The organism is Streptomyces sp. YIM 98790, assembly GCF_011421595.1.
In the GTDB taxonomy this organism is placed as follows: domain Bacteria; phylum Actinomycetota; class Actinomycetes; order Streptomycetales; family Streptomycetaceae; genus Streptomyces.
In genome coordinates this window covers 72,732-84,096 of record NZ_WTLH01000004.1, presented here as the reverse complement: position 1 = coordinate 84,096, position 11,365 = coordinate 72,732, and the positions used below count along the sequence as shown (strand labels likewise).

At 72.7% G+C, this 11,365-nt stretch carries 12 protein-coding genes and 1 pseudogene; 7 read left to right on the top strand and 6 right to left on the bottom strand.

Going from position 1 to position 11,365, the window contains the following annotated elements; genetic code table 11:
- Positions 1-945: class F sortase (locus GQS09_RS28960; RefSeq protein ID WP_243761019.1), on the top strand; the 945-nt coding region annotated here is incomplete at its 5' end.
- 193 nt (positions 946-1,138) lie between these two features.
- On the opposite strand, the gene GQS09_RS01555 is transcribed toward GQS09_RS28960, so the two are convergent.
- The 3 genes from GQS09_RS01555 to GQS09_RS01545 all read right to left on the bottom strand — a co-directional run bounded on the left by GQS09_RS01555 (position 1,139) and on the right by GQS09_RS01545 (position 3,155).
- Positions 1,139-1,753, bottom strand: coding sequence for a dihydrofolate reductase family protein (locus GQS09_RS01555; protein WP_165984119.1), 615 nt, complete (start codon positions 1,751-1,753; stop codon positions 1,139-1,141).
- A gap of 334 nt (positions 1,754-2,087) precedes the next feature.
- A complete protein-coding gene (locus GQS09_RS01550; RefSeq protein ID WP_165984118.1) occupies positions 2,088-2,291 on the bottom strand; it encodes a DUF397 domain-containing protein in 204 nt (67 codons plus the stop codon).
- A 12-nt stretch (positions 2,292-2,303) separates the two neighbouring features.
- Positions 2,304-3,155, bottom strand: coding sequence for a helix-turn-helix transcriptional regulator (locus tag GQS09_RS01545; protein ID WP_165984117.1), 852 nt, complete (start codon positions 3,153-3,155; stop codon positions 2,304-2,306).
- Between the two features lie 583 nt (positions 3,156-3,738).
- On the opposite strand from GQS09_RS01545, the gene GQS09_RS01540 reads away from it, so the two are divergent.
- Positions 3,739-4,500, top strand: a complete 762-nt coding sequence (locus GQS09_RS01540; protein ID WP_165984116.1) for an SDR family oxidoreductase — start codon at positions 3,739-3,741, stop codon at positions 4,498-4,500.
- Positions 4,488-4,778, top strand: coding sequence for a hypothetical protein (locus GQS09_RS01535; protein WP_165984115.1), 291 nt, complete (start codon positions 4,488-4,490; stop codon positions 4,776-4,778). The genes GQS09_RS01540 and GQS09_RS01535 overlap by 13 nt, the downstream gene beginning before the upstream one ends.
- Before the next feature lie 174 nt (positions 4,779-4,952).
- On the opposite strand, the gene GQS09_RS01530 is transcribed toward GQS09_RS01535, so the two are convergent.
- From GQS09_RS01530 to GQS09_RS01525, 3 genes are all read right to left on the bottom strand, one after another.
- Positions 4,953-5,624, bottom strand: a complete 672-nt coding sequence (locus tag GQS09_RS01530) for a class I SAM-dependent methyltransferase (RefSeq protein ID WP_165984114.1) — start codon at positions 5,622-5,624, stop codon at positions 4,953-4,955.
- 141 nt (positions 5,625-5,765) lie between these two features.
- Positions 5,766-5,891 carry a hypothetical protein gene (locus GQS09_RS30215; protein WP_279577677.1) on the bottom strand — a complete coding sequence of 42 codons (126 nt, stop codon included), beginning with the start codon at positions 5,889-5,891 and terminating at the stop codon, positions 5,766-5,768.
- Between the two features lie 189 nt (positions 5,892-6,080).
- Positions 6,081-7,361, bottom strand: a complete 1,281-nt coding sequence (locus tag GQS09_RS01525) for a lipase family protein (RefSeq protein ID WP_165984113.1) — start codon at positions 7,359-7,361, stop codon at positions 6,081-6,083.
- Between the two features lie 455 nt (positions 7,362-7,816).
- Between GQS09_RS01525 and GQS09_RS01520 the strand changes: the two genes are divergently transcribed.
- From GQS09_RS01520 to GQS09_RS30890, 4 genes and pseudogenes are all read left to right on the top strand, one after another.
- Positions 7,817-8,035, top strand: coding sequence for a hypothetical protein (locus GQS09_RS01520; RefSeq protein WP_207957341.1), 219 nt, complete (start codon positions 7,817-7,819; stop codon positions 8,033-8,035).
- A 3-nt stretch (positions 8,036-8,038) separates the two neighbouring features.
- Positions 8,039-8,617, top strand: coding sequence for a DUF6879 family protein (locus GQS09_RS01515; RefSeq protein ID WP_165984111.1), 579 nt, complete (start codon positions 8,039-8,041; stop codon positions 8,615-8,617).
- A gap of 15 nt (positions 8,618-8,632) precedes the next feature.
- A complete protein-coding gene (locus tag GQS09_RS01510) occupies positions 8,633-10,843 on the top strand; it encodes an NB-ARC domain-containing protein (RefSeq protein WP_165984110.1) in 2,211 nt (736 codons plus the stop codon).
- Positions 10,836-11,333: pseudogene (locus tag GQS09_RS30890) on the top strand (GNAT family N-acetyltransferase); the annotation flags it as partial. The gene GQS09_RS01510 and the pseudogene GQS09_RS30890, both read left to right, overlap by 8 nt.
- Positions 11,334-11,365 lie beyond the last annotated feature (32 nt).

The following is an 11,365-nucleotide window of genomic DNA, read 5'->3' as shown; positions in this document are numbered from 1 at the left end:
CGGCGCCTCGCGGGTGCCCTGCTCCGTCTCCGCCGCCGCATCGTCCACAGCCTGTGGACCGCGCCGCGCGCCGCCGTCGCCCGCTGGGCGGCGGCAGCCGCACGTCCGTTCCGCGCCGCCGCCCGCAGAGTGCGCTCCGGCTGGCGGGCCGCCGACCGCCGGGTCCGCGCCCTGCCCTGGTACCGGCTGGTCCGCCTCTGGCGCCGCACCCACGCCCTCACCCGGAGCCTGCTGCTGCACACCGGCCTGCTCCGCCCCGACCCCGCCGGCGGGGTCGGGCTGACCCGCCAGGAGCGGCTGGCGCCGCGCAGCCGCCGCCTGGAGGTGGCCGCCGTCGGCTCGGCCGTCCTGGTCACCCTGCTCACCGCCGCCATGCTCCCCGCGGAGGCCCCCTCCCCGGCCGCGTCCGCGCCCGGCACGGGCCTCCCGGAGGCCCCGGGCTCGGCCGACACCGCCCTCGGCACCACCGCCCTCCCCCGCTCCGCGCCCACCCGGGTGCGCATTCCGGAGCTGGGCATCTCCGTCGAGGCCTTCGGCGCCGATCTGGCCCCGGACGGCGGCCCGCCCACACCGGCCGAGGAGGACGCCATGCGTGCCGCCTGGTACGCGGGCGGCGTCGCCCCGGGCGAGGCGGGTGCCGCCCTGCTGGTCGGCCACCTGGACACCCGCACCGGCCCGGCCGCCTTCGCCGGTCTCGGCTCGCTCCAGCCCGGCGGCGTCATCGAGATCGACCGCGAGGACGGCACCACCGCGGTGTTCGTGGCCGACTCCGTCGAGCAGTACCTGAAGTCGGAGTTCCCCGACGAGAAGGTCTACGGCCCGGTCAACACCCCGGAACTCCGCCTGATCACCTGCGGCGGCGTCTGGTCCCCCGACGGCGGCTACAACGCCAACATCGTCGTCTACGCCCGCCTCACCGCCACCCACCCCACCACCACCGAATGAGCTGAGCCGCGCCTCCCAGGACCTGCGGCCGGCAGGCCCTGCATGCCGAACCCGCATGACGAACGCCCTGACCGGACACGTCCGTGCGCTCGGCGAACGCACCGCCGCCGAACGCAGGCGCATCCTGCGACATGTCGCCCTCCGCCCGCGCCGCCCTCGTCCTCAACAGACCCTGGAAATGATCTCCAGCCGGCTAACGCGCCACGCGGTAGCGGAGGTAGACGACTTTCGAGCCGAAGGTGCGGGTCTCGACGAGGTCGAGATCCACCCGGCGCTCGCGTTGCGGAAAGAACGGGATGCCACCGCCAACCAGCACCGGGTAGACCATGGCCCGGTACTCGTCGATCAGACCCGACGCGGCCGCCTCGGCGGCGAGCGTCGCGCCGCCGATCGCGATGTCGCCCTCCCCCGGTTCGGCCCGCAACCGCTCGATCTCCTCCGCCAGGCCGCCGGAGGCCAGGCGGGCATTGCCCTGGACCGCCGACAGCGTGGTCGAGAACACCACCTTGGGGAGCGGCTTCCAGAGCGCGGCCCACTCCAGCTCTGCGGCGTCGAGCGATCGATCCTGGTCGGCGGTCTCCCAGTACAGCATCGTCTCGTACAGCCGTCGCCCCAACAGATGGACGCCGACCTCTCGGATCTCGTCGATCCAGAAGCGAAAGACCTCCTCGTCCGGCGCCGACCAGTCGAAGTCGCCGTCCGGCCCGACGATGTAGCCGTCCGGCCCGACGATGTAGCCGTCAAGTGAGACGCTCATCGAATAGGTCACGCNAAGTGAGACGCTCATCGAATAGGTCACGCTGCGCATCAGAAGTCCTCCTCGGTAACGGGTTCGGCAGTACGGCCGCCGGATGCCGCAGGAATCATCACGGCTCGCGGGATTGCCTGGGCCGGGTCACCCCACGAGATCATTTCGTTGAGGAACCTCACCGGCTCGACAGGCGGCATGAAGAACACCGCCCGGGAAGACATCCGGGAAGTGAGGCTTCCGCCCGGCACCTGACGCCCGGCTCCGCCTCAGCACTCCCAGGCACGATCGTTTCAGAATTGACAAGCGCGCATTCAGGAACAGATCCGCAAGCCGCGCCGAACACGGCGAGCTGCTGCCGAAGAACCCCGCACGGGCGGCGTGCAGGCAACACCTACCACCCCAGCCGCCTGAGAGCCTCCAGCCTGGCGTAATCAAGGAGCGCACCAAAACGGCGTTGGGTAGTGACGACGATGTGCTGCGGCGCTGTGCTCTCGCGGAGGGCGAGGTGCTGGCCCTCCAGGCGGGCGACCTCCACGCAGTTGTTGTTCCCGCCCTCCTCGGAATAGGAGGACTTGAGCCAGCGCGGCGCGCTCATGTCGGCCCCCTCTCAGACCTCGCGTTCGATCGCCCGGATGAAGTCCTTCGACTGCTGCGGGGCCAACGCTACCTTTCCGACCGCGGCAAACCGACGCCGGAAGCCGGCCAGGCGGGCCGGTGAGTCGATGAATACGGCACCCATCGCCGTGTCCATGTGGACCGTGTCCAGGTGCGGAGTCACGCCGTCGGCGTAGAGGACCGAATCCCCGATCGTGGGAAACCCGCCTGCCGAGAAGGGGATCACCCGCAGCGTCACGTTGTCGCGGTCGCAGGCTTCCAGCAGGCGGGCGAGCTGCGCCTTTGCCACCTTCCGGCCTCCGATCTGCATGCGCAGTGCCGCCTCGTGGATCACCCCTTCGTAGGGTTTGGCCGACTCGCCGGTGACCACGGCCTGGCGTCCCATCCGATGCGCTACCCGCAACTCCACTTCGAGACGCGGCAGCGGCGGCAGGATGATGTCGAACAGTGCCCGCGCGTGTTCCTCGGTCTGGAACAGGCCCGGCATGTGACAGGTCTGCACGGTCCGCAGGCGCACGGCATCGTGCTCCATCTCCGAGACATCGAGGAAGCCGGGCGGGATCTTGCCCCGGTACTCCTCCCACCAGCCGTTTCGCCGGCCACCGGTCATCTGCGCCAGTGCGTCGATCAGGGCGTCGTCGTCGCACTGGTAGATGCTGGCCAGCCGGCGAAGCCGGTCCTCGCTTATGCCGAAGCGGCCGGCTTCCACGTTGGAGATGACGGTGCGGTCGGTTGCGAGCAGCCCGGCGGCCGTTGCGGTGGTCATGCCCGCCGCTTCGCGGAGCCGTCGCAATTCGGCGCCGAACCGGCGCTGGCGGATGGTCGGACTGTTTCTCGGTGCCATGTGCCCTCCTCTCAGCCCGGCACAGTCTGCACGCTCGGCGGTGCGCGCTCCAACGCAAGCCCAACACTTAACTCGTTTGAGTTATTTCGGTATCACCTTTATGAATCGACGCTCTACGCTGCCACTGCCGCCGCTCGTCCTGCCCATCCGGGAGGAAACGCACCCACCCCGCATGCCCGCGCAGCGGTCCGCGCCGGGGCCGGAAATGGCACCGTCCAGCGGGGACAGGGCCGTGGGGCGTCGTTCTCGGCTCATGACCAGGCGCTGGCCCTCAGCCACACCTCCGAGCCGCTGCCGCTGGTCCTGGACTACGCCGTTGCTGCTGCAGGGCATCGGCCTGGCGGAGACCGGACGGCACGAGGACGCCCTCCCTGCCTGCTTTCGCCCCGGCAACTCCGTCCGCCATCGCTCCCTCACCACAGTCCGGGGTGAAGAGGAGGGGGCGGTGCGCGACGGTGGGCGCGTCGTGACGGGGTGGCGGGGGCCGGGGCTGATACGGATCGACGCGCAGCGCTCCGCCCTCGCCCCGCCCGGGGCGGCGGCCGTCGCGAAGGTTCCGACCACAGCCAGAGCAGGAGACGGCATGTCCCTTCCGTCCGACAAGAGCAGCGAGAACGACAGCAGCATCGCGGTCACCGGGGTGACCGGCCGTCTCGGCGTGCGGATCGCGCGGCGGCTGGCCGCCGCCGGGGTGCCGCAGACCCTGGTGGTGCGCGATCCGGCCCGGGCCCCCGCACTGCCCGGGGCGAAGGTCGCGCGCGCCGCCTACGGCGACCGGGACGACGTGGTCCGCGCGCTGTCCGGCGTCGAGCGGGTGCTGATGATCTCGATCTCCGAGACCCCGGACCGGGTGGAGCAGCACCGCACCTTCGTCGACGCGGCTGTGCAGGCCGGGGTGGGGCATCTGGTCTACATCTCCTTCTACGGCGCCGCCCCGGACGCCACCTTCACCCTGGCCCGTGACCACTGGGCCACCGAGCAGTACATCCGGGACAGCGGCCTGGACTTCACCTTCCTGCGGGACAGCATCTACGCCGACTTCGTCCCGGCCTTCGTCGGCGAGGACGGCGTGATCCGGGGCCCGGCGGGTGACGGGCGGGTGGCCCTGGTCGCGCAGGAGGACATCGCCGAGGCGGCCGTGTCCGTGCTCACCCACGCCCCGGACCACGCGGGCGCCGTGTACGGGCTGACCGGGCCGCAGGCGCTCACCTTCCACGAGATCGCGGCCGTGCTCACGGCGGTCACCGGCCGGAACGTCACCTACCACGCGGAGGGCCTGGAGGAGGCATACGCCTCCCGCGCCCGCTACGGCGCCNGGACCACGCGGGCGCCGTGTACGGGCTGACCGGGCCGCAGGCGCTCACCTTCCACGAGATCGCGGCCGTGCTCACGGCGGTCACCGGCCGGAACGTCACCTACCACGCGGAGGGCCTGGAGGAGGCATACGCCTCCCGCGCCCGCTACGGCGCCGAGCGCTGGCAGCTCGACGCCTGGGTCTCCACCTACACCGCGATCGCCGCCGGGGAACTCGCCGGCGTCACCGACGCCGTGCCCCGCCTGACCGGCCACCCGGCCACCCCGCTCGCCGACGTCATCCGCCACCTCGACGGCCGCCAGCCGTGAGAACGGGGGCGGCCGGCCCGCCCCCTACGCCTCCACCGCCACCGCCACCGCCACCGCCANGGCGTCACCGACGCCGTGCCCCGCCTGACCGGCCACCCGGCCACCCCGCTCGCCGACGTCATCCGCCACCTCGACGGCCGCCAGCCGTGAGAACGGGGGCGGCCGGCCCGCCCCCTACGCCTCCACCGCCACCGCCACCGCCACCGCCACCGCCACCGCCAGCAGATACGCCTGCGGCACCTTCTCGTCCAGCTCGGGACGGGCCTGCCGCACGGCCCGGGTGTGCACCTGGAAACCGGCCACCCGGAGCAGCCGTTCGACCGTCTCCGGGCGGCGGCGGTGGACGTCCAGCGAGACCGGACGGCCGAACGCCTCGTCGATGCGGTGCCGCTCGTCGCCGGTCTGGAAGGCCAGGGCGAGCCGGCCGCCCGGCCGCAGCACCCGGTGGAATTCCCCGAACACCCCCGGCAGCGCCCCGTCCGGTATGTGGATGACGGAGTACCAGGCGACCAGCCCGGCCAGCGTCCCCCCGGGTATGCGCAGGTCCGTCATGGAGCCGACCTCGAACCGCAGGCCGGGATGCGTGCGCCGGGCCAGCGCCACCATCTCCGGCGACAGGTCGATGCCATGGATGTCCACGCCCCGGGCGTGCAGATAGGCGGTCACCCGGCCGGGGCCGCTGCCCACCTCGGCCACCGGCCCGTCCCCGGTCATCTCCGCGAACGCGTCCAGCAGCGCCCGGTCGAGCGGTTTGGCGTCCAGCTCCCGTGCGAACCGCTCGCCGTAGGCGGCGGCCACGGCGTCGTACGCGGCCCGCGTCCGCCCCAGAAACTCCGGCTCAGCCACCCGCCCCACGCTAGAGCCCCGCACTGACAACGGCACGGACAACGGCCTCGGCACCGGCCGTGCCCCTCCGCCCGTGGAAACGCGGGTGATGCCGGGCGGTCCCGGTGCGTACGGCGGCCGCGGCCGCCGGCCGGTCACCGGTCAGTTCGACCAGGTGTAGCCGAGGGTGCCGATGGCGGCCTGGGCGGGGGCCGCCAGGCCGAGGGCGAGTCCGGCGGCGAGCGCAAGGGCCGCCGCGGCACTGACAATTCCCCGTACAGGCTTCATAGGTGCCTCCCCGTCGCGTCCTGCACCGGACGATCCCACGGGAGAGGCGGCAGCGCCATGGCAATCCCCGCCAAACCCATGCCGGTCCGGGCCGGTTCCGGCCACCGCCCCGCCGGCCGCCCGCCGGCCGCCCGCCGCGACGGGAGCGGCGGCGGTACGGCCGGAGGGGGTGCGGCGGCCGGTGGCCGGTCAGGGGGTGCAGTTGCCGGTGGCGGGGAGGCCGGCGAAGCGCTCGGCGAGCCAGTCGGCGCCCCGCATGCTTCCCGGCCGGACGGCACCGAGGTGATCGGCGCCGGGAATCGTCTCGGCGTGCACGGTGGCTCCCCGCCGGCACCAGGACTCCGCCAGCTCGCTGCCGAGCTGCGGCGGGATCAGGTCGTCGGCGTCACCGTGGTACACGAACACCGGGTGACGGGGCGCCAGGCCGCCCAGGTCCTGCTGGGCGAGCCGGAACCGCCAGCGCCGGGTCTCCGCCGGGTCCGAGCGGGTGATGTCGTCCAGCGAGTAGGCGGCACCGGCGGCGATGTTCTCGTTGACGCAGCCCTGCGCCATCCGGGCCGCCAGTTCCCGCCCGGTGTCGTTGAGGAAGCGGTCCAGGTTGAGCCCGGGATAGGCGGCATCCTGGCCGATCAGGGACATCAGGGTGAAGCCCACGCCGTACGGGGAGTCCTCCTGGAGCTCGGCGAAGCGCAGCCGGGACGGGGTGCCGCCGGTGACCGTGCCGGCGATGTCCAGGTCCGGGGCGTAGTAGGGCTGGAGCTGCGCGGCCCAGCTGACCGACTGGCCGCCCTGGCTGTAACCCATCAGCCCGACGGGCGAGTCGGCGGTGATGCCCAGCCCGGCCGCGCCCGGCAGCCGCCGGGCCGCGCGGGCGGCGTCCAGTACCGCCTTGCCGGCCGAGCGGGCCACGGTGTAGGTGTGCGTGCCCGGGGTGCCCAGGCCCTCGTAGTCGGTGACCGCCACGGCCCAGCCCCGGGCCAGCAGCAGCGCGATCAGCCCGCCCTCGGCCGTGGTCCCGGCGGGGAAGCCGGCGGAGGGGGCGCACTGGTCGCCCAGCCCGACCGTGCCGACCGCGTAGCTGATCAGCGGACGCGGGCTGTCCGGCCCGGCCGCGCCGTCGTTGGGGACGAGGACGGTGCCGGAGACCACGTTGGGGCGGCCGGTGGCACCGGTCGACCGGTAGGTGATCTGCCAGGAGGTGACATCGGCGGTGGCCGTCGGCGTCGGCTTGAAGACGCTCGGCCGGGCGGTGACGATGTCGCCCGGCTTGTTCCCGCCGCCCCGCGGCAGCGGTGTCCCGGAGTCGGGGGCGGGGGCGGGGGCGGCGGTGGCGGTGGCGGTGGTCCCGCCGAGCGACGCGGCGGCGGCCAGGACGATCCCGAAGAGCAGTGCCCCCGTGCGGCGGCGGACACGGCTGCGGGAGCGGGAACGGACCCGGGCGCGGCGGCCGGGGGCTTCGGTACGGGGCATGGGGCTCACTCCACGGGGACCTCGACGGGGCGGCCCGGCGACACGGGGACGCGCTGCCGGGAGCGGCCACCCTAGGGACCTCGGCCCGGTCCCCGAATCGGTGTGATCACCGGTCTCCGCTCTGCGGGCTGCGCCGGCCCGGCGGCGGGCGCGGGGCGTGGGATTCCGGACAGCTCCATGTACCCATGGCATTGGCCTCTATGCTACGGAGAGTGCCATTGCATTTGTCACCGGACTTCGGTTCAGGGGTTACGGGTGACTTGTGCGGTCTGTGCATTGAGCTGTGAGTTGCGAACCCCGGGGCGCTCGCAGACTACTTCGCGCCGTTCTTTGGCATATGCGCCCACCCGAATTGGCGACAAGACCCTTGACTGGTTTTCCCCGGCACTTCTACTCTTCGCTCACCGACTGCTCAGTACGGAAGATCGGTACGAGGGGGCCCAGTGAAGTTAACAATGATCTACAAGGACAACGCATCGGGCGGTGAAGGCTGCCCCAGCGTCTACCTCGCGGAGAACGGAGAATTCGTCGTCCAGGGCCGCCTGGTGGACGACGACACCGCCGCGGAACTCCAGAACCTCCTGCCCGGCGAGACCGCCGTCCGCATCTCCACCGAGGTCATCCTCGGTGCCGTGGAGCGCTACACCGCCACGACGCCCCCGCGAGAGCGCTGAGCCATGGCCCAGAGGTTCTCCTCGCTCAGCGACCCCGGATTCCGCAGCCATTTCGCCGAATTCCAGCGGACGGCCTTCCGCATGGAAACACTCCAGAATTACGATGTTTCCTATGAGCGGCCCGAATTCGAACGTTTTCTCTCCGGCGAATCCCGCGGCCGTTTTCCCGGCCTCGAAGGCTGGCTGGCGAGAGTGAGCGAGGGAACCCGGCGCGGCAAGGAATTCCAGCGCGTGCACATCCTGGAAGAGCCGCTCTCCGACTACGCCCGGTTCGAATGCCTGTGGTCCTACCGGCATACGGTGGCGGCCGGCGAGGACGTCCGCATCATCCCGGTGGCCGCCGGGCACTGGCCCGAGGACCTGCCGCGGCAGGATTTCTGGCTGTTCGACTCCCGCCGCCTGGTGCTCATGAACTACCGCCCGGACGGCACCTTCGCCTCGGCCGAAGCCGTGGACGACCCGGACCGCGTCGCCCGCGCCGCGCACTGGCGCGACCAGGCGGTCGCGGCATCCATCCCCTTCCCCCGGTACGCACAGCGGTTCGACGACCTGATGCTGAACGCCCCCGTCTGCCCCGGCTGACCGGTGAGACCGCCGGTGAACGGGCCCACCAGCGAGAACGGCAGAGACAGCGCGGGCACCCGGAACGAACTGAGCGGCACTTCGGGTGCCACCGTCCAGGCAGGCACGGTGCACGGCGGCATCACCCTCGGCGGGACCCGCCCGCCCTGGCCACGGCCCCGGCAATTGCCCATGGACATCCCCCTCTTCGTGAACCGGGAGGCCGACATCGAGCGGCTGCATTCCCTCCTCCCGGCCCCGGCCCCGGCCACAGCCCCGGCCCCTCGGAACACCGTCGCCATAGCGACCATCACCGGGCCCCCGGGAATGGGGAAAACCGCGCTGGCACTGCACTGGGCGCACCGCGTGCGGGGCCAGTTCCCCGACGGTGATCTCTATCTGAACATGCGCGGCCACGGCTGCGGGAGGAGTCTGGATGCCGCCCAGGCGCTCGACAGCCTGCTGCGCGCACTGGATGTCAGCCCGGACCGCATTCCGCACGACCTCGACAGCCGCTCCGCACTCTTCCGGTCCCTGCTCGACGGCAAACGCGTACTGATCGTCATCGACGACGCGGCGAGCGCGAACGACGTGCGCCCGTTATTGCCCGCGTCACCGACCTGCCTTGTCGTACTCACCAGCAGAAACAGCATGCCCGGTATCGGCGCTAGGTACGGAGCGGAACGCATGACCCTGGACACGCTCCCTCCCGATCAGTCGGTGGAACTTCTCGCCCGGATCATGGGGCGCGAGCGGGTCGCCGCGGAGCCCGACGCGGCGGCCCGGCTGGCCGAGCGCTGCGCCCACCTCCCCCTCGCCCTGCAGATCATGGCCGAGAAGGCCAACGAGCAGCCCTACGCGACACTCGCGGAACTCGTGGAGCAACTCGCCGACGAGCGCGACCGGCTGGACGCGCTGGGCTTCGAGGACGACGAACTGGCCGATGTGCGGGCGGTGTTCTCCACCTCCTACCGGGCACTGCCGCCCGAGGCGGCCCGGATGTTCCGGCTGCTGGGTCTGCATCCGGGACCGGAGATGAGCCTTTCCGCCGTCGCCGCCCTGCTGGGTGCCCGGACCACGGAGACGGAGATCCGGCAGCGGCTCAACCGGCTGGCGCAGGCCAGCCTGGTGCAGCACGCACCTGGACGGCGGCTCCGGCTGCACGATCTGCTGCACGACTACGCCGCCGAGCGCGCCGAGCACGACGAGGCACCGGCCGACCGCGACCGGGCGCTGCGCCGGGTGCTGGCCTGGTACCTGCGCACCGTCGCCGCCGGACACCGGGTGATCCTCCCCAGCTTCCACGACGTCCCGCTCCCGGACCCGGCCGAGGACGAGCCGCCGCCGCTGTCCTTCGCCGATGTGGAGCAGGCGATGGACTGGTTCGAGCAGGAACGTCTCACCCTCCTCGACGCCCTGCGCACCGCCCTGCGCACCGGCCGGTACGACCTGGCCTGGCGCCTGCCGGCCGTCATGTACGGCTTCTTCGAGCTGCGGCACTACTGGCAGGAGTGGCAGGAGATCCACCGGCTGGGCATCGAGGCGGCCCGCCGCGCCGCCGACCGGTACGGGGAGGCGTGCAACCACCTCGGGCTGGGCGACGCCCACTGGCTGCTGGGCCGGCTGCCGGACGCCCTGGCCGCCTACCGGCGGGCCGCGGAGCTGGGCAGGGCGGAAGGCGACGGCTGGATCGCCGGCTTCGCGCTGCGCGGCACCGCCGCCGTGCTGCTCCGGCGCGGCGAGATCTCCGGCGCGCTGGCCACGACTCGCGAATCCATCGAGGTGTTCCGCGCGCACGGCGAGCGGCGCGGCGAGGGCCAGGCGCTGCTGACCCTGGCCCAGTGCCAGTGCGCGCTGGGTGAGCACGAGCAGGAACGCGAGAGCGCCCGGCGGGCGGTGGAGTTGTTCACCGCTCTTCAGGACGCCTGGAGCGTGGCGTTCGGCGCCTGCGCCCTGGCCCGGGCGTGCGGAGAACTCGGCCAGTACGCCGAGGCGCTCAGGCTCTACCGGGACGCCCGCAAGGACTTCGAGGAGTTCGGCAACCGGCGCAACACGCTGCGCGCGCTGGTCGGGATCAGCGAGTCCCTCCAGGCGCTGGGCTCCCCCGAGGCGGCCGCGCACTGGAGGGAGGCCGCCCGGCTGTCCGCGGGGCTCGACGAGCCGCAGGCCGCCGGGATGCGCGACCGGATCGCCCGTGCCCTCGCGGCGCAGCGGGAGGAGCAGGGGAGACCGGTGGGAGATGACTGAGCCGCCGGCAGGGCCGGGGAACCGGGACGTTCTGCTGCGCAGCGGGGGCACGGCGCTGGCCCGGGAGTACCGCACGGCGGTGTGCGCCCTGCACCACCGGACGTTCTCCCGGCCGCCCTTTCTCGGCGGGCCCGGCAGCCCGGCCGCCCAGGAGGCCGTGTTCGACGGCTATCTCGCCGAGGAGGGCAGTGTCTTCGGCATCGTGGTGGCCCTTGATCCGGCGGCGGGCGGTGAGCTGACGGGCTTCGTCTACGGTCACCGGCTTCCGGTGGACCACCGGTGGTGGCGGCGGTTCCCGGAGCCGCTGCCCGCCGCGCTGACCCGGGAGTGGCCCGGGCGGACCTGTGCCCTGGAGGATGCCGCGGTCGCGGAGGGGTGGCGGCGGCGCGGGCTGGGGCGGCGGCTCGTCGAGGTGTTTCTGCGGGAGCGGAGCGAGGAGCGGGCCCTGCTGTCGGTGCAGCCGGCCGCGGGCGGGGCTCATGCGTTCTGGCGGGGGACGGGGTGGTGGCGGGTNCCGCGGGC

Coding starts and splice junctions, on each gene's coding strand:
- GQS09_RS01545 (WP_165984117.1), bottom strand. CDS start 3,155: ATGGCACCGAGAAACAGTCCGACCATCCGCCAGCGCCGGTTCGGCGCC.
- GQS09_RS01515 (WP_165984111.1), top strand. CDS start 8,039: ATGGCCCAGAGGTTCTCCTCGCTCAGCGACCCCGGATTCCGCAGCCAT.
- GQS09_RS01520 (WP_207957341.1), top strand. CDS start 7,817: ATGATCTACAAGGACAACGCATCGGGCGGTGAAGGCTGCCCCAGCGTC.
- GQS09_RS01525 (WP_165984113.1), bottom strand. CDS start 7,361: ATGCCCCGTACCGAAGCCCCCGGCCGCCGCGCCCGGGTCCGTTCCCGC.
- GQS09_RS01550 (WP_165984118.1), bottom strand. CDS start 2,291: ATGAGCGCGCCGCGCTGGCTCAAGTCCTCCTATTCCGAGGAGGGCGGG.
- GQS09_RS30215 (WP_279577677.1), bottom strand. CDS start 5,891: ATGAAGCCTGTACGGGGAATTGTCAGTGCCGCGGCGGCCCTTGCGCTC.